The sequence below is a fragment of the Neglectibacter timonensis genome (genome assembly GCF_900048895.1).
Classification (GTDB): domain Bacteria; phylum Bacillota; class Clostridia; order Oscillospirales; family Acutalibacteraceae; genus Acutalibacter; species Acutalibacter timonensis.
The window spans coordinates 139,253-163,275 of sequence record NZ_LT160638.1 but is presented as its reverse complement, the minus strand read 5'-3'; the positions used below and the strand labels follow the sequence as shown (position 1 = coordinate 163,275).

Sequence of the window (24,023 nt, the reverse complement as noted above, 5' to 3'; positions counted from 1 at the left end):
TGATGATTTTTTCCAAACAAATACCGCCCGTTCTGCATGCCCCAGGGAACCCGTCAAATCCCTGTCAGTTCCCTGCATGCAGGCTCAGTGCAGCAGTGTGCGCAGGCCCTTCTTCAACGCTTCCGCCAACGCCAATACATCATCCTCTTCACTGAAGCGGGAAAAACTGACCCGCAGTGCAGAACTAATTCTCTCCTTCGGCAGGCCCATTGCCTCCAGCACATGGCTGGGTTTGGCTCTCCCACAGGCCGAACCTGAGGAAACAAAAATATTCTGTTCCGCCAAAAAATGCAGCATGGTTTCCGCCCGCACCCGGCCTGCGGAAAAATTCAGGATATACGGTAGCCCATCCTCCGGGGAGTTGACCGTCACCTCAGGCAGTTCCCTCAGCTTTCCCCGCAGCAGGCCGTTGAGCCGTTCCATTTCCGGCCCTGCCTCGGAAGCTTTTGGCAGCAGCCGGACCGCTTCGCCAAAGGCGCAGATCAACGGCACGCTTTCCGTGCCGGGCCGCAGTCCCTTCTCCTGTCCCCCACCAAAGGTATGGGGCAGGATACGGGCCGATTTGGAGACGTAGAGCGCGCCCACCCCCTTGGGTCCATGCACCTTATGAGCGCTGACCGTACAAAGGTCTGCCCCCAGCTTTGCAGGGGAAAACTCCAGCTTTCCAAAGGCCTGCACCGCATCGGTGTGAAGCAGCGCCGGCGCTTTTTTCCTCCGGATAGCCCGGGCAGCGGCTGAAACAGGGAAGACAGCGCCGGTCTCATTGTTTACCAGCATCATGCTGACAAGAATGGTCTTCTCATTGACAGCGTCAAAAAGCTGTTCCTCAGAAAGATGCCCCTCGGAATCCGGCCGGAGACGCACCACTTCGAAGCCCTGCTTTTCCAGCTCCCCCACGGTGCCAAGCACAGAATCATGCTCCGCCAGTGTGGTGACGATGCGGTTCCCCTGACGCTTTTTAGCCAGTGCTGCACCGAACAAAGCCAGGTTGTTTCCCTCCGTGCCGCCGCTTGTGAAGTACAGCTCCTCCGGTTTTGCGCCCAGCCTGGCAGCAACTGTTTCCCGAGATGCTTCCAGTTCCTGCCGGGCCCGGAAGCCCCGTGTGTGCAGGGAGGAAGGATTGCCGTATTCCTCCACCATAACCTCTGCGGCTTTCCGGGCCGCTTCAGGCAAAACGCGGGTGGTGGCGCTGTTATCCAGGTAATGTTCCTTATTGTCTTCCATTTGACCCTTCCTTACGGCGTTTTCCGGTATCCGGTCTGGAAATCCACCTGATTTACCAGAGGCTCGCCCTTGACAAAGCGTTCCAAATTTTCAGCAAAGATACGCAGAATGCGCTCATGTGTTTCTTTGAGATGATAATAGCCCGAGATATGGGGCGTGATCACTGCCGTGGGGATCCGCCACAGCCGGTGCTCCGGAGGGAGAGGCTCCGGATCTGTTACATCCAGCCCGGCGCCCGCCAGCTTCCCGCTCTCCAGTGCATCACACAGGGCCTCCGTATCCACAATATATCCCCGCCCCACATTCAGAAGCACGGCTCCATTCTTCATCCTGGAAATCCTCTCCCGGCTGAGCATGCCGCGGGTAGCCTCCGTACCGGGAAGAGTGACTGCAACCACATCCGCCTGGGGCAGCAGCCGGTCCAGGTCCTCCGTGAGATACACCTCGTCGGCATACTCCGGCTTTTCCGTATTTTTCCTGCGCACTCCCAGTACTCTGGCCCCCAAAGCCTTGCAGCGCATCCCGAACTCTCCGCCGATATCGCCCATGCCCAGCACCAGCACAGTGGAACCGTACACCGAGGTGACCCGGCCCAGGGAATTCCAGCTTCCCTGCTTCTGTGCGTCACGGTAGAGCTCCAGCTTCTTGATAATTTCCAAAAGCATGCCCAGCATATGCTCTGAAATTGCCAGCCCATAGGCGCCGGTGGCATTGGTGAGCACGGTATTTTCCGCCAGCACGCCGGGCTTCAGATAAGGCTCCACGCCCGCGCTGTTGGTCTGCAGCCACCGCAGCTTTTCCGAAGCATTCAGCTGCCCCGGCTCCACGTTGCCCAAGATCACTTCCGCCCAGGCCACGTCCTCTGGGGCAACATCCTCCTTCTCCATAAATTCCCGAAACCGGAACTCCGCCTCCGGCACAGCCGCCTTCAGCAGGTCAATATGACGCTGTTCCACGGGAACGGTCACCAAAATATGTTTTACCTTCCGCATCATTGGGAACTCCCTTCTCTTCCGGCATTCTGATTTTCTGCCCCGCCATCGGAAAATCCGGCGACAAGGCTTCCCTGTTTACAGCCTGTCAATCTCCTCCAGCCATACTGTGCAGCACGCATCGCTGGGCATGCGGAAATCGCCTCGGGGAGAAAGCGTTACAGAACCCACTTTGGGGCCGTCCGGCAGGCAGGAACGCTTGAACTGCTGGGTAAAGAACCTCCGGTAGAAGGTGCGCAGCCAATGCCGGATCACCTCCGGAGAATAGTCTCCCGCAAAGGAACGGCAGGCCATCCGGTAAATCTTCCCGGGCGTAAAACCGAACCGGAGGAGATAGTAGAGGAAAAAGTCGTGCAGCTCATAGGGGCCCACCAGCTCCTCGGTCTTCTGGGCGATTTCACCGTCTTTGGGCGGCAGAAGCTCCGGGCTCACCGGCGTGTCCAACACATCGTACAATGCCCTTTTCAAAGCCTCGCCGCTGTGGTCTGCCGCATAGCGTACCAGATAACGAACCAAAGTCTTTGGGATGGAGGCGTTCACCGCGTACATGGACATGTGATCCCCATTATAGGTGGCCCAGCCCAAGGCCAGCTCGGAAAGGTCTCCCGTGCCCACCACCAGCCCGCCGCACTGGTTGGCAAGATCCATCAGCACCTGGGTGCGCTCCCTCGCCTGGGAATTTTCATAGGTCACATCCAGGGTTTCCTCGCTCTGGCCGATATCGGAAAAATGCTGGCGCACCGCCTTCTCGATGGAAATCTCCCGGAAGCTGACGCCCAGCTCCTCCGCGATTTTTTGTGCGTTGCTCTTGGTACGGCTGGTGGTGCCGAAGCCCGGCATGGAATAGGTTTTGATTCCGCTATACGGAAGCTTCAGCCGGTCAAAAGCGCGTACGGCCACCAGCAAAGCCAGTGTGGAATCCAATCCTCCGGAAAGTCCGATCACCACCGTGCTGCAGCCTATGTGCTTCAGCCGCACAGCCAGCCCCTCCGACTGCATGGCGAGAATCATGCTGCAGCGTTTTTCCAAGTCCCCGCCGTTTCCGGGAACAAAGGGAGTTTTCGGAAAGACGCGCTGCGGTTCGAAGGCCCGCACCGTCTCCTCTCGGTAAGAAAAGGAAACACGGGTCATCTCTTCCGGGTCCGGCCATTCACTCCAGGTGCTCATTCTCCTGCGCTCCTGTACCAGCCGTTCCAGGTCCAGGTCGGCCATTGTAAGACCCGTGGTGAACAGCTCTCCCTCGGAGAGCTGCGACCCATTTTCCGCTATGAGCCGGTGTCCGGAAAACACCATGTCCGTGGTGGATTCCCCAAAGCCGCTGTCCGCATAGGCATAAGCTGCCAGCAGTCTTGCCGAATGGCTTTTCACCAGTTCCCTGCGGTATTCAGCCTTTCCGATGGTCTCATCGCTGCAGGAGGGATTGAGCAGCACCGTGGCTCCGCACTGGGCCAGCCTCGTGCTGGGCGGCCCAGCCACCCACAAGTCCTCACAGATTTCCACTCCTACCGTCAGGCCTGTAACATTTTCGCAGGAAAACAGTAAGTTTCCGCCCATGGGCGCCCTCTGGCCACAGTAAAGAACCGTTTCCGCTTTCTCAGGAGCAGGCGTAAAATGCCTGGCTTCATAAAATTCAGCATAATTGGGAATATGAGTCTTCGCCGGAAGTCCCAGCAGCTTTCCCCGCAAAAACACCGCAGCGCAATTGTAAAGCCCACCCCTGAACGCCACAGGCACTCCCACCACACAAAGCAGGTCCAGTTTCCCAGTTTCTTCCATCAGTTGGGAAAGGCCCCGCTCCGCAGCCTGAATCAGCGTGGCGTCCCGGAAAAGATCGCCGCAGGTGTAGCCGGTGACAGCCAGTTCCGGAAAGACCACCGCGGCGCAGCCCTGTTGTGCCGCTTCCCTGGCAAGTTCCCCCATTCTGGCGATATTGGCTTTCACATCGGCAACCCCTGTTTCCGGCGTCGCCGCAGCAATTCGAATCAAACCGTCTTTCATAGGACCTTCTTCCTTTCTCCTGGCTATGATAATTTTTCCCGCCCTGCTTTTCAGACTTCGGGGTACACGCGGATTACCGCACAATCCCCCGCACCGTCAACGGCACAGGGGATTGAAAAACGCTGAATGGAAAGAACATTGGAACAACAAACAGAAAGCTGAAAATTCCGCTATGTATTTTCGTTGTTATTCCGCAGCCGAATCAACATCGTCAGCGCCCTCCTCCGGATTGGATGAGGAAAATTCTGAAGAGTTTGACTCCGACGAAAGCTCAGAGGATTCCGGCGGCTCCTCCGTAGGCTCAGGAGATTCGGGCGGCTGCTCGGAAGATTCCTCCGGCGGATCCGGATTCACAGGGGGCTTCGAAGGCGTCTCCGGAGATTTGGAGGGTTCCGGAGAGGGTTTCTCCTTTGTTGTAGTCCCCCTCTCCTTACTGGTATCCACCTTGGAGGTGTCCGTCCCTTCCCCTACGGCGTAAACCGTGCCGGTGGGTTCGTAATAGGAATCCGGCAGCTGTTCTGATTTTACAACGGTATCGCCCTTGTAATAGGTTCGGTAGGCACAGGCAGAATATCCCTCGTTGCCGGATGTTTTTCTCACATACTCGCCGGCAGCCAAATCATAATCTGTGACAAAGCTCACCTCGGAACGGGGCGGTTCGTACCCCACCTGTTCTGAAGAAACCTCCACCCTGTCCCATTCGGACGGGAAGCAGCCGTACACATTCACATGCAGCGTGACGCCGTCCATCCAGGCGGAGAGGTACACCGGCGTGTCCAATTGATTGCGGAACTTGAAATCGATATTGCCGTAATCCACCGTGGCGTCCAGGCCGATAGGGCAGTAGCTGGAGGGCGAGCTGTGGCAGTCCCTCTCTACGATTTCCAGCCCCGCTCGGAGCACTGCATTGTATAATGTGCTGGAACCCTGGCAGATTCCGCCGCCGTACATCTGTACCAGAACGCCTCCGCTCAGACCCCCGGCAGGCAGCCAGCCGTTCTCCGGATTTGTGCTGTCCCCGATGGTATCATTGTAGGAGAACACCTGCCCGGGCTCCAACACGGTACCGTTCACATGGGAGAGCGCCAACCTCATGTTGCTGTTGCCGTTTTCCGTATTTCCGGACTCCGTGGTATAAGAGGCCATCAATTTGAAATTCTTCGAAAGGGTTTCCTTGGTAAGTGTGGGGTTTGCCTCCAGAAAAGCCGCCTGAATTGCGCCGCTGTGCTTTTGGGATAACAGCTGCCGCACGCTTGCCAAGGTCTTCACCAAGTCTACACGGCTTCCCTTCTGCTCATCCGAAAAGATAAAAGCCCCCGCATCGGAATCAAAACCGGTGACTGTGGCATTTTTTCCTTCGGCATAGCAGGCTGCGGCCGCATCCGTCAGCTTCTGCCTGCCGCTTTCCGAGAGATCGGTCACATATGCAAGCTCATACTTGTCCGCCCTGCGGCTTTCCAGCAGTTTGGGAAGGGTCAGCTCCAGCACATCCTTGGTGACAAAATCACTTTTGGAGAGCACCACCGTGTCATCCCGGAATTTTACTGATATTTCCAGGCCATCCACTGTCTCCTGCAGGGCCTTGCGGGCGGTTTCCAACGCCTCATCCACGGTCTTTCCTGAAATATTCTTCCCGCCGATACTGGTTCCATCCGGAAATACCGCGGGATCTTCCACCTGGGAAGAGATCTGACTGTCAGGCTCCGGCTTCGGCGAACAGGCCGAAACTCCAGTTATGAGAAGCAGTATGGATGCCAGCAATGCTGCTGTTTTCAGTTTATTTGGGTTTCTTTTCACGGAAAGCCCCCCTTTCAAGACTGCTGTATATTTTCTGAGGTTATATCGTTTGCAAAGTCCGCCTATTTGCACACTTTGCCGTAAAGTCCAATCGTTTTATTATTATACCTTATTTTATAGGCAAAAGTAAAGCATGGAAAAGGTTTCAAAACCATTAAAAAACTGGCATTTTCAAGAGGGGTATGTTACAATATGTTCATAATTCAGCAGGCTGAAAAACCTTGTTATTGAAAAGAAGACGGTGAAACCCTTCCCGTCCTTACATTTCCATTGAAATAGTAGGAAAAAGGAAAGAATTTTATCGTCTATTTCTTTTCTTTTTCCTACTATTCTATAAGAGTACAGAGGGAACAGAAAAGTTACGCTTTTTTCTGCTTTCTGCGACAATAAATATCGCTGTGCGAGGGTATTATTGCAATAGTCCCCCTTTCGTGGGGATCCAAATTGAGAAGGGGTTTTTACTGATGAAAATTTTATTGTTGACAGCCGCCACCGGCGGCGGGCATTTGCGGGCCTCCAATGCAGTGGAGCGGTACATACGGGACAACACGGGCCACGATGTCAAATCTGTGGATACGCTCAAGGCGGTTGGCCGGTTTCTGGACAAGACGGTGTGCGACAGCTATCTGTTTATGGCAAAGAAAGTACCTGCCCTGTTCGGCAGACTCTATAAGCAGACCAACAAACAGAATCTCTTTTCCGACCTGGTACCAAAGCTCAGCGGCATGTTCAGCAACCTGCTGCTGCCGGCCATTGAAGCTTACCATCCGGATGTGATCATCACCACCCATCCTTTTGCCACGGAAATGGTTTCAGACCTCAAGGAGGATGGGTCCGTCACTGCTCCCCTGATCTGTATTCTCACCGACTACGGCGTACACCGGGCCTGGATTGCGGACTATGTGGACGCCTATGTGGTGGCCAGTGACGACATGGTGCCGGAGCTGATGACCTTCGGCGTGCCCAAGGAAAAAATTTATCCCTTCGGCATCCCGGTACATGACGTGTTTTTCGACCGGGAGGACCGTTCCATGATCCTGCGGGACCTGAACTTCGACCCTGAACTGCCCACGCTGCTCTTCATGGCAGGCAGCTTCGGTGTCTCCAACATCATCAAGCTTTACCGGGATCTGACGGAAACTAATGTCAAAATGCAGATTATCGTGATCACTGGACGCAACCGGAAGCTTTACGAGGCCTTTGAAAAGGAACTTGCCTCCGGCGCACGGCTTCCCACCCGGCTGATCTATTTCACCGACGAGGTGGAAAAATACATGCACGCCTCCGATCTGCTGGTGACAAAGCCCGGCGGCCTCACGGTTTCTGAAGCCCTTGCCTGCAACCTGCCGCTGGCAGTGTTCGACGCGATCCCCGGGCAGGAGGAAGACAACGCCAATTTTCTTAAAACCCATGATATGGGTGTACGCCTGCACAAGGGCGACGATTTCGCGGAACAGATTTCCTCCCTGCTGATGGAGAAGCAGAAGCTGCAGGCCATGCGGGAGAACTGCGAGGAATTCGACAAATCCCAGTCCATTCCGAACCTGTTGGTGCTGATCCGCACCCTGACCAAAAACGCGGGTACCGTATGAGCTTTTCACCGGAAGAATATAAAGAGCTTCTGGCCGAATTCCGGCGCTGCGCAGACGAAGCCTACAAAAAATTTAATGAGAGCCTGATTCCCGGTACGGAAACCGCGTACGGCGTCCGTCTGCCGAAACTCCGGGAAATGGCCAAAGATGTCATCCGGCGGGATGCTGAAGGCTTTCTGGCCGTCAGCCGGGCCGGCTCCTATGAGGAGATTCTGCTGCGCGGCCTGGTGATCGCCGGCATGAAAACTGGGATTTCCCGCCGTCTGGAACTGGTTTCCGCCTTTCTTCCCCTGATTGATAATTGGGCCGTCTGCGATTCCTTCTGCAGTACCTTCCGGTTCCCCAACGAGGAGGAGAAACAGCGGATGTGGGAATTCCTCCGGCCGCTGTTTCTCGACAGCAGGGAATTTTTTGCACGCTTCGCAGCCGTCATGCTGCTGGATCATTATGTGACGAAAGAATACCTGCCAGAGGGCCTCTCCCTGCTCAAAGGCGTCCGTTCAGAGGCCTACTACGTCCAGATGGCGGTGGCCTGGGCAGTTTCCGTCTGCTATGTGAAGTTTCCGGCCGAGACCCTTCCCGTGCTTCAGGAGAGGGTGCTGCCCCCATTCACCCAGAACAAGAGCATCCAGAAAATACGGGAATCTTTCCGGGTGGGGAAAGCGGATAAAGAGATGCTGCTGCAGTATAAGCTGTAGGACTCTCCCGATGGCTGATCGGAGGCCGCCCCTGCCGGGCAGCCCTCCCATCCCCGGAAAAACTCACCGTTATTCCAAAAAGCATGATAGTAAACTTCAAAATGGAAGTGAGGAAGCTTATGAAAATCGGTTGCTGCATGTCTCTTTTCGACGACCGGATTTTTTCCCTGTCTCAGGCTGGAGCCGACTATGTGGAGATCGGGATTTCTGAACTAAACGGACATTCCCGGGAGGAAATTCTTCAGCGAGCAGACGCACTGAAGGCCTCTGGACTCTCCTGTCTTGCAGGCAACCTCCTGTTTCCCGGCGGCATGCCTCTGGTGGGAGAAGCGGTGGACAGGGAAAAGACGGCGGATTACCTCTCAGATGTTTTGGACAAAGTCGCCCTGCTGGGCATTCACACCATCGTGTTCGGCAGCGGAAAAGCGCGGGCCGTGCCGGAGGGCTATTCCCGGGAAAAGACCTGGGAACAGCTTCGCAGCCTTTGTTCCCAGCTGATCGCTCCCGCTGCGGAAAGCCGGGACATCGTCTGCTGCATCGAGCCGCTGAACCGGGGAGAATGCAACATTCTCAATACCTGCTCGGAATCAGCCCGGCTGGTCCGGGAGGTGGACAAAACCAGCATTCGTCTGCTGGTGGACTTGTATCATTTTGACCTGGAACGGGAGCCCCGCGCCTCCCTTGCCGGTTACCGGGGCCTGCTGGCCCATGCCCATATCGCCAGCGCCAAAAACGGAAGGCTCTTCCCCCAGCCCGGGGACGGGGAGGACTATGCCTCTTTCTTCCGTGCGCTGCAAGAGGCCGGCTACGAGGGCTCCCTTTCTCTGGAAGGCTCTGTGAAGGGTGATTTTCTGGAATTTGCCGGCAGTTCTATTCGATATCTCCATACGTTGTTCTGAGTCCGTGCCGTTTCAGAAGCCTCTCCGCCCAAACGGGTATCAGGAGAGGCTTTTTCATTGTCCCGGCACATGGGTCCTCTTTTTCTTCTATCCAGGCGGAAGACTGAAATTTCAACCAGAAATCAACGCCTGATAGTTGCATCGTCAACTAATTTGTGGTATCCTAATCCATGGAAGGAAGCAGTCTCTCAAGGACTGCCGCACCGCTTTGGAGAAAGGCGGCCAGGCGGCGTCAACACAGTATTCCGAGCCGGCAGGGCGCGGAGCAGAGGCTGCATTTTGGAAGGGGATTGTATATGAAGAAGGTATTTTACTATCTCAAGCCCTATTTGCCCCGCATGACGCTGGGAGTCTCCATCAAATTTGCCGGCTCCCTCATGGATCTGCTTCTGCCCTGGATTCTCTCCTACATGATCGACGAGGTCGTGCCGAAACGGGACGTTGGCTTAATCGCCCTCTGGGGAGCCGCCATGGTTCTGGCGTCCGTCGTCGCGGTGGTCACCAATATTCTGGCAAACCGGATGGCCTCCTGGGTGGCTCAGCACACCACGGAATCACTGCGGCATGACCTCTTCTCCAAGATTTCCTATCTCTCCTGTTCCCAGATCGACGAGTACAGCATCCCCTCGCTGGAATCCCGGCTGACCAGCGATACCTACAACATTCACCAGATGATCGGCATGATGCAGCGGCTGGGCATCCGCGCCCCCATTCTGCTTCTGGGCGGCATTTTGATCACCCTCACCCTGGATCCTGTTCTCACCTTGGTTCTGGTGTGCACCCTGCCCTTCATCGGGTTTGCGGTGTTCACCATTTCCCGCAAAGGCATTCCCCTGTATGTGGACCTTCAGAGGGGCGTGGATTCCATGGTGCGCACCGTGCGCGAAAACATTTCCGGCATTCGGGTAATCAAAGCCCTCTCCAAAACTGAATACGAAAAGGAACGCTTTGCAGGCGTCAATGCGGAGGTGGTGCGCAGGGAAAAGAAGGCGGGGATGACCATGGCCCTGTCAAACCCTCTGATGAACCTGTTTTTGAACGGGGGACTCACTGCCGTCATCATCGTCGGTGCGTTCCGCGTCAATTCCGGCCTCACCCAGGCTGGAAAAATCATCGCGTTTCTCAGCTATTTTACCATCATTCTCAACGCCATGATGTCCATCACCCGCATGTTTGTCATGTATTCCAGGGGGTCCGCCTCTGCGGCCCGTATCGCGGAGGTATTGGATACCCCCATTGACCTGAAGGTGAGTCCTGCAGAACAGGAAAAAACGTCCTACCATGTGGAATTCGACCATGTCTCCTTTTCCTATCGGAAAAAGGAGTATAATGTGCAGGATATCAGCTTCCGCCTGAAGCGCGGGGAAACCCTGGGCATCATCGGGGCCACAGGCTGCGGAAAATCCACCCTCATGTCCCTGCTTATGCGCCTGTACGACGCCGACAGGGGTGTCATCCAGATAGCCGGCAGGAAACTGGATTCCATTCCCACAGAAGAGCTACACACGAAATTCGGCGTAGTATTTCAAAACGACGTGCTTTTTGCTGATACGATTTATGAAAACATAGATTTCGGCAGGCATCTGCCTCGGGAGGAGATCGAAAAAGCTGCCCGCTGCGCGCAGGCCATGGAATTCATCTCCTCCCTGCCGGACGGCTTCTCCCACATGCTCACTCCCAAGGGAACCAACCTCAGCGGCGGCCAGAAGCAGCGCCTGCTGGTAGCAAGGGCCCTGGCAGGCCGCCCCGAAATCCTGATTCTCGACGATTCCTCCAGCGCGCTGGACTATAAGACCGACTCCCTGCTCCGCCAGGCCCTGCGGCAGGAGTACAGCGGCGTGACCACCATCATCATCGCCCAGCGCATCAGTTCTATTCTCCATGCCGACCATATCCTAGTGCTGGAGGACGGCAGGGAGCTGGGCTATGGAAGTCATGAGGACCTGCTGAAAACCTGTGAGATTTACCGGGAAATCTCCCGTTCTCAAATGGGAGAGCGCGGAGCGGGGCAAACAGGGCCCGGAACTCCGGTGGAAGCGGAATGCTGCAAGGAGGTGAGCTGAATGCCCGGACATATGCCCAGAGGTCCCATTGAAAAGCCTCGTGACCGGAAAAAGGTGCTTCTGCGCCTGTGGTCGTATATCTGCCAGCATAAATGGATGGCTTTTGCCGCCGTATTGCTCACCGTATCCAGCAATTTTCTGGCCCTGCTCGGCCCCATGCTTTCCGGAAAGGCCATAGACGCCATCGGCCTGGAACAAGGCCGTGTGGACTTTCCCACAGTATTTCTCTACTGCGGGCTTATGGTGTTGTTCTATGCAATTTCTTCCCTGCTCTCCTACATCCTCTCCATCCTAATGATTCAGCTGAGTCAGAAAATCATTTACAGGATGCGGCAGGAGGTCTTTGACAGGCTCACCGAGCTGCCTGTACGGTATTTTGACCAGCACCAGACCGGCGATATCGTCAGCCGGATCTCCTACGATATCGACACGGTGAACGCCTCTCTCTCCAACGACCTGCTGCAGATTGCCGCCAGTGTGATCACCGTGGTGGGCTCTCTTGCCATGATGCTGGTCATCTCTCCCGTGCTGGTGCTGGTGTTTGCCATCACCATTCCCATGTCCGTGCTGTTCACCCGGTACATGACCCGCAAGGTCCGCCCCCTGTTCCACAAACGCTCGGTCAAGCTGGGAGAGCTCAACGGATTTGTGGAAGAGATCATCTCCGGTCAGAAGACCACCAAAGCCTATCATCAGGAAGAAACCATGGTTTCCCGCTTCGACGTGAAAAACAAGGAGGCGGTGGACGCCTACTACAACGCCGACTATTACGGCAGTATGACCGGCCCCTCCGTCAATTTTATCAACAACCTGTCCCTTGCTTTCATCAGCATTTTCGGGGCCCTGTTGTTCCTGTTCGGCGGTCTGACCATTGGAAATCTCTCCTCCTTTGTGCTCTATTCCAGAAAGTTTTCCGGCCCGATCAATGAAATGGCCAACATCATCAGCGAGCTGCAGTCCGCCTGTGCAGCTGCGGAGCGGGTGTTCCGTCTGATCGACGAGGCGCCCGAGCCTGCCGACGCCCCGGACGCCAAGGCGCTGGACCAGGTGGTGGGAGACGTGGAGATGGAGCATATCCATTTTGGCTATGAGCCCCAAAAGACCATCATCCACGATCTGAGCCTGCACGCCTCTCCCGGCAGCCTGGTAGCTATAGTGGGCCCGACAGGCGCGGGGAAAACCACCCTCATCAACCTGCTGATGCGCTTCTACGACCCTCAGTCCGGAGAAATCCGGCTGGACGGAAACGGCATTCAGTCCGTCACCAGAAAGAGCCTGCGGCTGGCCTATGCCATGGTCCTGCAGGACACCTGGCTGTTCAGCGGCACCATTTTTGAAAACCTGGCCTACGGCAAAAAGAATGCCCGGCGGGAGGATGTGGAGGCAGCCGCCAAGGCCGCCCGCATCCACCGGTACATTATGAGCCTGCCCAAGGGATACGACACCCTGCTGGACGACAATGGCATGAACCTGTCCCAGGGGCAGAAGCAGCTGCTGACCATTGCCCGGGCCATGCTGCTGGATGCAAAAATGCTGATTCTGGACGAGGCCACCTCCAATGTGGATACCCGTACGGAAATTCAGATTCAGGCGGCCATGCGCACCTTGATGCAGGATAAGACCTGCTTTGTGATCGCCCACCGGCTCTCCACCATTCAGAACGCGGATACCATTCTGGTGGTTCGGGACGGGGATATCGTGGAGCAGGGAAAACACGAGGAGCTGATGGCGCGCCAGGGCTTCTATGCCGGGCTCTACAATTCCCAATTTCAATAAAATTGACCGCTTCTCTCAGGTTGACAAAAGGCTTCCCCGCGTGCGACAATGTACGCGGGGATTTCTGTCCCTCATGAAAGGAGGTTGTTTCTATGGAACTGCGGCCGCCTGTGCGCGGAATTTTTTTTGATTTGGGCTGGACCCTGCTATATCCGCCTTCGGGAGATTGGATGTTTTCCGGCTTTGCACGGAAATACTTTCCACGGGACAAGCTCAGCGCCCTGCCCCGGGAACGTGTGGATGCGGCCCGGGAAGAGGGAATGGAGCTTTTAAACCGCAACCACCTGATGTCCTCCACAGTCGAGGAATACCGGCAGTTTTACGAGTATTATGCCCTGCTGGCCAAAGCGCTGCCAGAACTGGGGCTGACTCAAACGGACTTGGAAAAGGTGACAGAAGATAAAGTCCATACCATCAGAGACAACTACCGGCTGTTTCCCGATACCATAGACACGCTGGAAGCCCTTTCCGGAAAATACCGGCTGGGCGTCATTTCCGACACCTGGCCCTCCATTGTGCCTGTTCTGGAAAATTTCGGAATCCTCTCCTATTTTTCCTGTGTCACCTACAGCTATACCCTGGGAACCTATAAGCCCGACCCCCGCATGTACCGGGACGCCCTGGAAAAAATGGGCCTGCCTCCGGAAGAGACCGTGTTCGTGGACGACGGTGTGGAGAACCTGCAGGGCGCCCGTGAGCTGGGTATCCAGCCCGTCCTGATCCGCGCCAAACCGGAAGCGGAGTTCTGTGACAATATTCCCAGCATCCGCCGGATTTCCGGACTGCTGGAATTACTGCCGTAAGGCAGGGGGGAGAGCAACTGAAATGGATGAGAAAATGATCCGGAATTACAGCAGAATTTTAAAAGAAGAGCTGGTGCCTGCAATGGGCTGTACCGAGCCCATTTCCATTGCCTATGCAGCGGCCGTCGCCCGGGAAACTCTGGGTTGTCCTGCCGAACGCATCGCCCTGGAAGTCAGCGGCAACATCATCAAGAACGTCAAGAGCGTCACTGTGCCCAACACAGGCGGCCTGCGGGGCATCCCCGCCGCAGCGGCAGCCGGGATGGCGGCCGGCGACGCCCAAAAACAGCTAGAAGTGATCTCCTCCGTGACGCCGGAGCAGCAGGAGAGGATCCGGGATTACCTCCTGCACACTCCCATCGAGGTGAAACTCTCCCGTTCCCCCTTCCTTTTCGACATTCTTCTCACCGCCTTTTCCGGGACGGACAGGGCAACCGTGCGCATTGTCAATTACCACACCAATATCGTGCTGATTGAGAAAAACGGCACGGCCCTCCGGCAGGTGGACGCCCGTGTGTCCCGGGAGGAAGGGCTCACCGATAAATCCGTTCTCAGCGTGGAGGGAATTCTGGAATTTTCCGACACCGTGCCGCTAGGGGAGATAGAGGAACCTATTTCCCGGCAGATTTCCTACAATACCCGCATTGCGGAGGAAGGCCTCAGGGGAAATTGGGGCGCCAATATCGGGCAAGTGCTGCTTGCCGCCTATGGAGATGATGTCAAAATACGGGCCAAGGCCATGGCGGCGGCAGGATCCGACGCCCGCATGAACGGCTGCCGCCTGCCGGTGGTCATCGTTTCCGGAAGTGGGAACCAGGGGATGACAGCTTCTCTGCCCGTCATCGAATACGCAAAAGAGCTGGGGGTCTCCAGAGAAAAGCTTTACCGGGCCCTAGCGCTTTCCAACCTGCTCACCATCCATCTGAAATCGGAAATCGGCAGGCTTTCCGCCTACTGCGGTGCAGTGAGCGCCGGATGCGGCAGCGGCGCAGCCATCGCCTATCTTTACGGCGGCGGATATCGGGAGATTTCCCATACCCTGGTCAACGCACTTGCCATTGTCTCCGGGATTGTCTGCGACGGAGCCAAGGCCTCCTGCGCAGCCAAAATCGCCTCCGCTGTGGATGCCGGTATCCTGGGCTACCACATGTACCGGGAGGGCCAGCAGTTCAGGGCCGGGGACGGCATTGTCTCAAAAGGCGTGGAACGGACCATCCAAAATGTCGGACTGCTGGCCAAGGAGGGCATGCGGGAGACCGACCGGGAAATTTTGGACATTATGCTCACCCGTTGCTAGACAGGCCGGGAGGAACCCTGTTTTCTCCTGGATTTTGCCGGATGGCAGCTGAAAATTTCCGAATCAGCTGACGATTCAGGACAGGGTATCCCACAGCGCTTTCTCACGCGGCTCTTCCCCTGCGGAAGGGCTGCGTTTTTTGAAAAAGATCGTTTACTTCCCATTGGGATACAATTCAGATGCAATTTTGAGGTATTCTTTTCTGAAAGGAGAAGGGGGGGCGGTTCTGTGTACAAAATACTGGCTGTGGAAGACAGCCCTGCCATTCTGAATCTCATCCGGATGAGCCTGGAGGACGCAGGGTATCTCTGTGTCTGTGCGGAAGACGGCGTACAGGCCGCCGACCTGCTGGAGGAACGGCAGTTTGACCTGGTGCTCCTGGACGTGATGCTGCCCGGCATCGACGGCTTTGAACTGATGGATTATATCCGCCCATTGGGAATTCCCGTGATCTTTCTCACGGCAAAAACAGATGTGAACGACAAGGTAAAGGGGCTCCGTCTGGGCGCAGAAGATTACCTGACAAAGCCCTTTGAAATTCTGGAACTGCTGGCCCGGGTGGAAACCGTGCTGCGGCGGTACGGGAAAGAGGCCCGGCTGCTGCGCTTTGAGGACGTGGAGGCGGATACCCTGTCCCGCACGGTAAGGAAAGCGGGGATTCCCGTCAAGCTCACCGTCAAAGAGTATGAACTGCTGCTGTTGTTCCTGCGAAATCCCGGCATCGCCCTGTTTCGGGACCGCATCTATCAGCTGGTCTGGGGCGGGGAATATTCCGGGGACAGCCGCACCGTAGACCTGCATGTGCAGCGCCTTCGCAAAAAGCTTCAATGGGAGGGGAAGCTTTTTGCCGTCTACAAAATCGGTTACCGCTTGGAAGGCGGAAGGGAGAGAGAACCGAGGTGAAGTTCTTTTGGAAGGTATTTTTGAGCACTCTGTTCACCGCCGTGTTTGCCTTCAGCGCGGGAAGCTTCTTACTGATCGACTCCCAGTTTCGATCTTCTTTTTCCAAAGAGGTGGAAGCTGCCTATACGGAAAACAGCCTGCTGCGCCGCTCTCTTCATCGGGAACTGGAAACGCTGCAGGAGACCTATTCCTATAAGGGTGTTCCCGCCTCTCAATATGAGGCGGACGGTGCGCCCGCCTCCGCCCTGCTGCGCGCTGCCGCCCTGTCGGTCTCCGGCAGCATCAGCGGAGGCACGCTTCCGTTCCGGCTCTGCACTGCAGAGGGGAATCCCGTATTCAGCCAGCTTCCCTCCCCCTCCTCCGGGCTGATCGCCGGACTCACGCCGGAATCCCAGGGGTACGTGCTGGTTTCTTCAGGCCATTCCCATACCCTGCACATAGCCGGCCCCCTCATCCTGGGGGAAAAAACCTATTATCTGGAAAACACAAGAGAAGTGTCAGACCTGTTCCAGTCAAGGGACAGCCTGTACCGCACCTTTCTGCTGCTCACCCTCGCGCTGGCCGCCATATGCGCCGTACTCAGCTTTTTTCTCTCCCTCCGTCTCACCAGACCTGTGGAAATCCTTTCCGCCGCTACCAGAAAATTGGCGCAGGGGGATCTCTCCCGACGGGCGGAAGTACGGTCAAAAGACGAGTTGGGCGGTCTGGCTGAAGATTTCAATGCAATGGCTTCCCAGCTGGAACAAAACGTGCAGGAGTTGAAGAAGGAAGCGCGAAGACGAGAGGAATTTACCGCCAGCTTTGCCCATGAACTGAAAACGCCTCTCACCTCCATGATCGGCTATGCCGATCTTCTCCGTTCCAGAAGCCTGGGCGAAAAAGACACCGTACTCTGTGCGAACTATATCTTTGAAGAGGGCAGGCGTTTGGAGGCCCTTTCTATGAAGCTGATGGAGCTCATTGTCCTGCAAAAGCAGGCGTTTCCTCTGCGGCGAATCCTCGCCTCTCAGCTCTTTTCACGGGTGGAAGCCGCGGTGCGTCCGTCTATGGAAATCGCGGGCGCACGGTTTTCTGTCGTCTGTGAGGAAGCGGAATTACCGCTGGAGCCGGATTTGATGCAGACTGTCTGCATCAACCTTCTGGATAACGCCAGAAAATCCCTGGGACAGAATGGAGCTGTAACACTTCTGGGACACTGGGGGCCGGAGGACAGCTACACCATAGCCGTTCAAGACAACGGCAAAGGCATCCCTGCCGAGGATCTGAACAAAATCACGGAACCCTTCTATATGGTTGACAAATCCCGAGCCCGAGCCCAGGGCGGCGCCGGTTTGGGCCTTTCCCTGTGCAGAAGCATCGTTCTGCTTCACGGCGGCGAGCTTACCTTTGAAAGCACGCCCGGCAAGGGCACCCTGGCCGCCGTGCATCTGAAAGAGGTGAATCGGTTTGAAAGCTGAACGGTTTCGGCAAGCCCCGCCCAAAACAGGCAGACCAACTGTCACAATAAGCCGCTGGAAACATTTTCTCACGGTATTCCTTTCCCTGATTGCTGTGGCTGCCGCTGCTTTGCTGCCGCCTGCTCTTTCCCGCGTCCGGGATCAGTTCAGCCTGCCCGGCGTCCACCTGGAGAGCGCTGTCCCTGTTACACTGGAACCGGACGCCGCCCTTTCCCTGAAAGAAAAACTGGCCCTGATCTGTCGGATGAGGCAGGAGAGTTCCCGGATGATCACCAGCGCAAGGGAGCTTTCTAAGGATGAGGCCGCAGCCGTTTGGGAATCCGCCAAACCGGAGCTGGAACTGATGATAAAATGCGGGGCTTTCCCCGCAGAATATGACTTCTCCCTCTCCGCTGCCACCCAGCTCACCCTCGTGGTCTACACCGACACAGAGGACCTTTCCCAGTCTGTCAGTATTTGGAATCTTTCTCTTGCCGCCCCGGAAGGGGCCAGCGACCATTACCTGTCCTTGAGCCTGGATGCGGAAACCGGCAGGATACTGGAGTATTCCTTTACGCTGCCCTATGATTCCTCCATTTCCATCGACTCCGACGAAGACGCCCCGTATCTCCTTCCCCTATGGGAAAACACAGCAAAAGGTTTTGGAGAATACCTGGGAATAGATTGTCAGCTGAACGCCGCCTCGTCCAGCTGCCCTTTAGAATTTTCTTCCAAAGATAAAAAAATCCGCTATGCTCTGTATGGAGACGGCGTCACAGATATGAGGATCATCCTTTTCTAGACGGCCGCAGGGCAATCCTCGGTTCTTGTATCAGCCTCCTTCTTTAAAACCTGTTTGTCAGATATTTTCTTTGGAAAAATCCCCAATTATGTAACTTTGATGCAAGTTGGCTCGTATTCAGATACACAGGCCCTGTATCCTGAAGATAACGTCACTTTTCGATAAAGGAGAGGATCCCGAATGTCTCGAAAATTTGAATACCGGAACCCCAGACGGAGGCCGCCGCACTCCCGCTTACTGCTCATTCCATGTTTGTGCATACTGGGCTGCCTTGTAGTGGTTTTGATTGCCTTTGCCATGCCCCAGGCTTCGGCGTACTTTGTGGAAAGCTGGGAGCCGGACATCCGGGATTCGTCACAGACAGGAGATTTTCCCCAAGAGGAGGAGTGGAACCTGACCCTGGTCAATTCCAGGCACCCCCTGCCCGAAAACTACTCTCCCGAACTTTCTCCCATTGACGGCAATGGAGAGCAGTTCGACAGCAGGGCATCCGGCTCTTTGCAAGCCATGCTGGACAAGATGCGTGAAGAGGGCCTGTCCCCGGTGGTATGCTCCGGCTACCGCTCCCGGGAACTGCAGCAGACTCTTTTTGACAACCGGGTGGAACGCTGTCTGGACGAGGGAATCGCCCAGGAGGACGCCGTGGAGGAGGCCTCCCGTTATGTGGCCCAGCCCGGCACCAGCGAGCACGAACTGGGGTTGGCCGCGGATATTGTGTCAGAAAATTACCAGCTTTTGGTGGAAGAACAGGAAAATACCGCGGAACAGCAGTGGCTGATGGAACACTGCACGGAATATGGTTTTATCCTCCGCTATCCGAAAGACAAGACTGACCTCACCGGCGTAAGCTATGAACCCTGGCATTACCGCTATGTTGGAAAAGAGACTGCGCAGGAGATCATGACGCAGGGCCTGTGCCTGGAGGAATACTTGAAGGCCTGACCGCCTTATTTTCCATAAAAACTGCCGGAAACCGGAATGGCAACAGCCAGACCGTGTTTCCGGCAGTTTTTTCGCCTCAGCAGGTTACAGCAGGGCATCTACTAGCTCCGGCAGCCCCCGCAGGTCCCGTATTTCAAAATCGGGCGTCACATCCTCCGCCTGTTCTCCTTTCCGGTTCACCCAGCAGGCCTGCATTTCCACTCTCTGCGGCCCAAACACATCGTCCCGCAGAGAGTCCCCCACAAATAGTGTTTGTGACGCCTCAAGCCCCAGCTGCTTCAGGATACTCCGGTAAAAACTGCGATGGGGTTTATAGACCCGAAGTCCTTCTGAAGTAAACACCCTGCTGACAGGCAGCCCGCTTCTCTCCAGATCCTGCAGCAGAGGAGCCGTGTCCGATGTAGAGCCGATGCAGAGCGTCATCCGATGTGAGAGCTTTTCCAAGACCTCCTTCACTTCCGGATAGGCCGTCCTATTCCCCAGAATATCCAGCATGATCTGTACATCCTCATCCGGATCTCCCTCTATGGCATATTCGGCATACAGTTCTCTCAGGTCCCTGTGATAAAGGACCTCCTCCGTCAAAAAGGTGCCGGGAGCTTCCAAATGCTGCCGGTGAATCTGCTTCCACCGGGCATAGAATTCTTTCGCATCCAGGTCGAAGCGCCCCCGTTTGGCCAAAACCTTCCCCGCAGCATCCACCGAACCCGTGCCTGTGAAAAACAGCGTTCCGTATCCATCCAGGATCAGAGCTTTCTTCATTCCAATTCCCCCAAACTTCTCTATATTCTTTATTTTATCACCTGTTTCGCAAAAGGGAAACCATTCGTTCCATGCGCCCCATCTCCGGCTATTTCATCGCAGCACACAATTTCCTGCCTGTCCGCATACCCTAATGAATGGAATGCTTTCTTAGCCTTCCAAAAAACAATCGGACATGAAGGAGATCTTTTTATATGAATATTTACAGACCGTCAGACGGGTGCTTTGATTCCTGTCCCCGGCCATGCCACCCCTCTCCCTGTCCTCCGCCACCTTGTCCGCCTCCCTGTCCCCCATGCTGTCCCGTCCCCGGACCTCAAGGCCCCCAGGGCAACACCGGACCAACAGGCCCTATGGGGCCAACCGGGCCACAGGGGATTCAGGGCGTTCAAGGGATTCAAGGCCCTCCCGGACCTACCGGCGCTACAGGTCTGCCTGGACCTACCGGCCCCCAGGGAATTCAGGGACTTCAGGGCCCTCAAGGTCCGCAGGGAACAATAGGTCCCACCGGAGCGCAGGGAGTACAGGGACTCCCCGGAACCAATGGCGCCACTGGTCCTACAGGAGCCACAGGCCCTACAGGTGCCGCCGGACCAACCGGCCCCACCGGTCCTACCGGCGCTGCAGGAGCCACAGGACCAACAGGGGCTACAGGACCAACCGGTCGCAGCGTTCGCGTTGGGACTACCACAACTCTTGACCCCGGCCAAAACGCCATGGTCACCGACACCGGTGACGATACCACGGGAGAACTGAATTTCTATATTCCCAGGGGCGCCACTGGCCCTGCGGGAGCTACTGGTCCGACCGGCCCTGCGGGAACTGCCGGACCAACAGGAGCTACCGGCCGGAGTGTCCGGATCAACACCACTACTACCGCAGAACCCGGACAGCCCGCCACTGTCACAGACAATGGCGACGAAAACGAAGCTGTACTGGACTTTACGATTCCCAGGGGTGCAACTGGCGCCGAGGGCCCCACCGGCCCACAGGGAATAGAAGGTCCAGAAGGGCCGACGGGGCCCACCGGCGCAGACGGGCCTACCGGACCCACTGGCGCAGCGGCCACTATCAGTATTGGTTCTGTCATTACCGGAGATCCCGGTACGGAAGCTCAGGTCATCAATTCCGGAACCGAAGAAAACGCAGTGTTCGATTTTGTGATTCCTCGCGGTGAACCGGGAGGAGGCGCTCCTGAAGTGCTGGCAACCGTGGATGCTTCAACGCAGCCCAGTTCCGCTGGAGGCGCCCTGGTATTTACCGATAATCCGCTGGTTTCAGGATACTCCATTACCCATACTGCGGGTTCTCCCGACGTGCAGATCACCCAACCCGGTATCTACCAAGCTACCTTCCAGGGAACTGCCGGCCCAGAAACCGGGACCACGATTCCAGCCACCGTGCTGGTGCAGCTTTACCGGGACGGCGTGCCCGTCACCGGAGGCTCTGCAAGGCACACCTTCACCTCATCCACCGAGTTGGCAACCCTATCCTTCAGTGTCCCTTTCCAAGTGGACTCTTCCTCTTCGGTAACCGTGGTGGTGGATCAGGCAGGTTTTAACTTCCAGGAATTGGGCCTGACCGTACAGCGTCTGGGAGACGCCTAAACTTCCTGACCCAGGAATGATAAAACCAGAGGAAACGTAATATAGCATTGTCGCAAGACGCATTGATCCTCCCAACAGGAGGGCGCCGCAAAATTGACATCTTGCAGCGCCCTCTTTTCGTATTGCGCTTCAGCCTATTGGAAAGGAAGATGGCCTTGACCACTATCAGCTTGTGCATGATCGTCAGAAATGAAGAGGAGGTGCTTGCCCGCTGCCTGAATTCTGCGCAGTCTCTGGCGGATGAGATTATCATCGTCGACACCGGAAGCACAGACCACACAAAGGAAGTCGCCCGTCAATATACCGATTCCGTCTATGATTTTGCCTGGACCGACGACTTTTCCGCTGCCCGCAACTTTTCTTTTTCCAAAGCCACACAGGATTTCTGTCTCTGGCTGGATGCGGACGATATCCTCGAACCGGAGGATTTGAACAGCCTGTTATCCCTGAAAGCCTCCCTTACAACGGACACCGATGTGGTGATGCTGCGTTATCACACCGCCTTTGACGAGGCTGGGAATCCAACCTTTACCTATTACCGGGAGCGTCTGATCCGCCGTCTGTCCGGCCTGCGGTTCCAGGGCGCCATACATGAAACCATTGCTCCGGCAGGCGTCGTGCTGTACTGTGAGGCTGCCGTAACCCACAGAAAACTGAAACCCGGCGATCCGAACCGCAACCTGCGTATTTTTGAAAAGCTGCTCTCTGAAGGCGCCGGGCTTTCCCCCAGGGAACAATTCTACTATGCCCGGGAACTCACCTACCATGGGAAGGATGAAAAAGCTGCGGACATCCTGCGAAGCTATCTGGACGCAGGGCAGGGCTGGGTGGAAAATGAGATCGAGGCCTGCCGAACGCTTTCCCAATGCCTTGACCGCCTAGGAAAGCCGAAAGAATCACTTCTCGCCCTACTGCAGAGTCTTCAGTTTGGTCCTCCGAGAGCGGAACTCTGCTGTGATATCGGCCTGTATTTTTTCAGGCAGGAAGATTTTACAACTGCGTCCTTTTGGTATGAGCTGGCGCTCACCTGTAAGCGCCGCGATGCTTCCGGAGGCTTCGTCATCCCTGACTGTTATGGATATATCCCCGATTTGCAGTTATGTGTCTGTCATTACCGGCTGGGAAACCTTGCCCTTGCCAAGGAATATAACGAACGGGCCGGGCGTTTGAAACCGGAAAGTCAGGCCGTCCTTTATAACCGGAATTTTTTCAACAGCCTTTCACAGCCCTCCATACAGCCTGGGCAGACAGCCGCCGGAAACGCAGAAAACTCGGGCTGGCTCAAAACATAACTGCTCTTTGGAACGTGTTTTCTCTATTTTGAATAAATTAAAAAAAGCTGTTGACTCTTACCTATGGTAATAGTGTAAAGTAAGGATTGGGAGCAAAAAGGCGCCTCTTGCCGGCAGAGGCTGCCTTTCAGAACTCCACGATAAAGAACAGAAGGTGAAGCAGCTATGATGACCGTAAAACAGGTTTCCCAGCTGACGGGAGTCAGTGTGCGGACACTGCAGTTCTATGACAGGATCGGCCTGTTTAAACCGGCAGCAACAACTGAGGCCGGATACAGGCTATATGAGGAATCCTCCTTGGAGGAACTGCAGCAGATTTTATTTTTTAAAGAACTTGATTTTACTCTTAAGGAAATCAAAGCGATACTGGAAGCCCCCCAGTTTGATTCCACAGCTGTTTACCGGAAACAACGGGAACTGCTCCGCATCAAGCGTGACCGGTTAAATGCCCTGTTGGAACTGCTGGATCGGCTGATAAAAGGAGAAAAATGTATGGAATTTAAAGATTTCGATGAAAACGTCTATTTTACCATGCTGGAAAATTTCAAAAAAACGCATACAGAAAATATCATTGATCAATTGGGGAGCATAGAGAATTATAATGCCCTCCTTTCAGAACTGAAAGCCCAGGGAGAACAGCTCGTGGAAAAAGCGGTTCAGGAATATGGCAGCCTGGAAAAATATGCAGAGGCCATGAAGGAACACACCCAGGCATTTCTGGAGAATGGCCCGTCCGTCTCACAGGAGGAGGCAAAGGAACTGGCGGACCAAACCGACGCTCTCACCAGACAGCTCACGGAAGACCTGACCTTGAACGCCGCTTCCCCAGAGGTGCAGGAAAAACTGAAGAAGTTGATCGTCTTTACTGAGAACACAGGCGGTCCCGGCAGCACAGACAGGCACTACTGGTCTTTTTTGGCAGACGCCTATCTTTCGAATCCATCCTTTCAGGAGACAGCTGACAGAAAATACGGTTCCGGAGCAGCCCGGTTTATCGGCAAAGCTTTAAAAACGTATCTGGACAATTGTTAAATCCACATTCGGAAGGTCTGGCGCGCTATCTGGCTTTTCTCCATTTCTGCGCTTCCTTTCCCAGAGCTGTCCATCCTCCTCTCGGTCTGTACTCTCGGGCCGAATGAT

Annotated in this window: 19 protein-coding genes; 14 read left to right on the top strand and 5 right to left on the bottom strand. The window is 55.5% G+C overall.

Annotated features, from left to right (window positions below; translation table 11 throughout):
* Positions 1-84 precede the first annotated feature (84 nt).
* From BN3911_RS04495 to BN3911_RS04480, 4 genes are all read right to left on the bottom strand, one after another.
* On the bottom strand, positions 85-1,224 hold the full coding sequence (locus BN3911_RS04495; protein ID WP_066861926.1) for a cysteine desulfurase family protein: 1,140 nt from the start codon (positions 1,222-1,224) through the stop codon (positions 85-87).
* Positions 1,225-1,235: 11 nt separating this feature from the next.
* Positions 1,236-2,219: a D-2-hydroxyacid dehydrogenase gene (locus tag BN3911_RS04490; protein WP_066861924.1), complete on the bottom strand. Its 984-nt coding sequence runs from the start codon at positions 2,217-2,219 to the stop codon at positions 1,236-1,238.
* 75 nt (positions 2,220-2,294) lie between these two features.
* Entirely contained in the window at positions 2,295-4,214 is a 1,920-nt protein-coding gene (locus BN3911_RS04485; RefSeq protein WP_066861919.1) for an NAD(+) synthase, read from the bottom strand.
* 186 nt (positions 4,215-4,400) lie between these two features.
* The gene (locus BN3911_RS04480; protein ID WP_066861917.1) at positions 4,401-6,011 is read right to left on the bottom strand and encodes a VanW family protein; all 1,611 of its coding nucleotides are present in this window, start codon (positions 6,009-6,011) and stop codon (positions 4,401-4,403) included.
* Between the two features lie 464 nt (positions 6,012-6,475).
* On the opposite strand from BN3911_RS04480, the gene BN3911_RS04475 reads away from it, so the two are divergent.
* The 11 genes from BN3911_RS04475 (at position 6,476) to BN3911_RS04425 (ending at position 19,222) form a co-directional block, all read left to right on the top strand.
* Complete coding sequence (locus BN3911_RS04475; protein WP_066861915.1) at positions 6,476-7,603, top strand: MGDG synthase family glycosyltransferase; 1,128 nt, start codon at positions 6,476-6,478, stop codon at positions 7,601-7,603.
* A complete protein-coding gene (locus tag BN3911_RS04470; protein ID WP_066861912.1) occupies positions 7,600-8,301 on the top strand; it encodes a DNA alkylation repair protein in 702 nt (233 codons plus the stop codon). The genes BN3911_RS04475 and BN3911_RS04470 overlap by 4 nt, the downstream gene beginning before the upstream one ends.
* Positions 8,302-8,420: 119 nt before the next feature.
* The gene (locus BN3911_RS04465; RefSeq protein WP_187127679.1) at positions 8,421-9,200 is read left to right on the top strand and encodes a sugar phosphate isomerase/epimerase family protein; all 780 of its coding nucleotides are present in this window, start codon (positions 8,421-8,423) and stop codon (positions 9,198-9,200) included.
* A 296-nt stretch (positions 9,201-9,496) separates the two neighbouring features.
* Positions 9,497-11,263, top strand: coding sequence for an ABC transporter ATP-binding protein (locus BN3911_RS04460; protein ID WP_066861908.1), 1,767 nt, complete (start codon positions 9,497-9,499; stop codon positions 11,261-11,263).
* On the top strand, positions 11,264-13,039 hold the full coding sequence (locus BN3911_RS04455; protein ID WP_207644498.1) for an ABC transporter ATP-binding protein: 1,776 nt from the start codon (positions 11,264-11,266) through the stop codon (positions 13,037-13,039).
* Between the two features lie 92 nt (positions 13,040-13,131).
* Positions 13,132-13,842, top strand: coding sequence for an HAD family hydrolase (locus BN3911_RS04450; RefSeq protein WP_066861902.1), 711 nt, complete (start codon positions 13,132-13,134; stop codon positions 13,840-13,842).
* Between the two features lie 22 nt (positions 13,843-13,864).
* Complete coding sequence (locus tag BN3911_RS04445) at positions 13,865-15,139, top strand: L-cysteine desulfidase family protein (RefSeq protein WP_066861899.1); 1,275 nt, start codon at positions 13,865-13,867, stop codon at positions 15,137-15,139.
* Between the two features lie 228 nt (positions 15,140-15,367).
* Positions 15,368-16,042 carry a response regulator transcription factor gene (locus BN3911_RS04440; RefSeq protein WP_066861896.1) on the top strand — a complete coding sequence of 225 codons (675 nt, stop codon included), beginning with the start codon at positions 15,368-15,370 and terminating at the stop codon, positions 16,040-16,042.
* Entirely contained in the window at positions 16,039-17,499 is a 1,461-nt protein-coding gene (locus BN3911_RS04435) for a sensor histidine kinase (protein ID WP_066861892.1), read from the top strand. The genes BN3911_RS04440 and BN3911_RS04435 overlap by 4 nt, the downstream gene beginning before the upstream one ends.
* Entirely contained in the window at positions 17,489-18,280 is a 792-nt protein-coding gene (locus BN3911_RS04430; RefSeq protein WP_066861889.1) for a hypothetical protein, read from the top strand. Before BN3911_RS04435 ends, BN3911_RS04430 begins: the two co-directional genes overlap by 11 nt.
* Positions 18,281-18,460: 180 nt before the next feature.
* Positions 18,461-19,222, top strand: a complete 762-nt coding sequence (locus tag BN3911_RS04425; protein ID WP_066861887.1) for a M15 family metallopeptidase — start codon at positions 18,461-18,463, stop codon at positions 19,220-19,222.
* 84 nt (positions 19,223-19,306) lie between these two features.
* Here BN3911_RS04425 and BN3911_RS04420 read toward each other — a convergent pair whose 3' ends face one another.
* A complete protein-coding gene (locus BN3911_RS04420; protein ID WP_066861885.1) occupies positions 19,307-19,984 on the bottom strand; it encodes an HAD family hydrolase in 678 nt (225 codons plus the stop codon).
* Between the two features lie 716 nt (positions 19,985-20,700).
* Here BN3911_RS04420 and BN3911_RS17675 point away from each other — a divergent pair.
* From BN3911_RS17675 to BN3911_RS04405, 3 genes are all read left to right on the top strand, one after another.
* The gene (locus tag BN3911_RS17675) at positions 20,701-21,591 is read left to right on the top strand and encodes a collagen-like domain-containing protein (protein ID WP_147578517.1); all 891 of its coding nucleotides are present in this window, start codon (positions 20,701-20,703) and stop codon (positions 21,589-21,591) included.
* A gap of 155 nt (positions 21,592-21,746) precedes the next feature.
* Positions 21,747-22,883, top strand: a complete 1,137-nt coding sequence (locus BN3911_RS04410; protein WP_082942117.1) for a tetratricopeptide repeat-containing glycosyltransferase family 2 protein — start codon at positions 21,747-21,749, stop codon at positions 22,881-22,883.
* A 165-nt stretch (positions 22,884-23,048) separates the two neighbouring features.
* Positions 23,049-23,915 carry a MerR family transcriptional regulator gene (locus tag BN3911_RS04405; RefSeq protein WP_066861881.1) on the top strand — a complete coding sequence of 289 codons (867 nt, stop codon included), beginning with the start codon at positions 23,049-23,051 and terminating at the stop codon, positions 23,913-23,915.
* The last annotated feature ends 108 nt before the right edge of the window (positions 23,916-24,023 follow it).

Coding starts and splice junctions, on each gene's coding strand:
- BN3911_RS04425 (WP_066861887.1), top strand. CDS start 18,461: ATGTCTCGAAAATTTGAATACCGGAACCCCAGACGGAGGCCGCCGCAC.
- BN3911_RS04455 (WP_207644498.1), top strand. CDS start 11,264: ATGCCCGGACATATGCCCAGAGGTCCCATTGAAAAGCCTCGTGACCGG.
- BN3911_RS04485 (WP_066861919.1), bottom strand. CDS start 4,214: ATGAAAGACGGTTTGATTCGAATTGCTGCGGCGACGCCGGAAACAGGG.
- BN3911_RS04490 (WP_066861924.1), bottom strand. CDS start 2,219: ATGATGCGGAAGGTAAAACATATTTTGGTGACCGTTCCCGTGGAACAG.
- BN3911_RS04495 (WP_066861926.1), bottom strand. CDS start 1,224: ATGGAAGACAATAAGGAACATTACCTGGATAACAGCGCCACCACCCGC.
- BN3911_RS04405 (WP_066861881.1), top strand. CDS start 23,049: ATGATGACCGTAAAACAGGTTTCCCAGCTGACGGGAGTCAGTGTGCGG.
- BN3911_RS04445 (WP_066861899.1), top strand. CDS start 13,865: ATGGATGAGAAAATGATCCGGAATTACAGCAGAATTTTAAAAGAAGAG.
- BN3911_RS04475 (WP_066861915.1), top strand. CDS start 6,476: ATGAAAATTTTATTGTTGACAGCCGCCACCGGCGGCGGGCATTTGCGG.
- BN3911_RS04450 (WP_066861902.1), top strand. CDS start 13,132: ATGGAACTGCGGCCGCCTGTGCGCGGAATTTTTTTTGATTTGGGCTGG.
- BN3911_RS04460 (WP_066861908.1), top strand. CDS start 9,497: ATGAAGAAGGTATTTTACTATCTCAAGCCCTATTTGCCCCGCATGACG.
- BN3911_RS04470 (WP_066861912.1), top strand. CDS start 7,600: ATGAGCTTTTCACCGGAAGAATATAAAGAGCTTCTGGCCGAATTCCGG.
- BN3911_RS04465 (WP_187127679.1), top strand. CDS start 8,421: ATGAAAATCGGTTGCTGCATGTCTCTTTTCGACGACCGGATTTTTTCC.
- BN3911_RS04420 (WP_066861885.1), bottom strand. CDS start 19,984: ATGAAGAAAGCTCTGATCCTGGATGGATACGGAACGCTGTTTTTCACA.
- BN3911_RS17675 (WP_147578517.1), top strand. CDS start 20,701: ATGGTCACCGACACCGGTGACGATACCACGGGAGAACTGAATTTCTAT.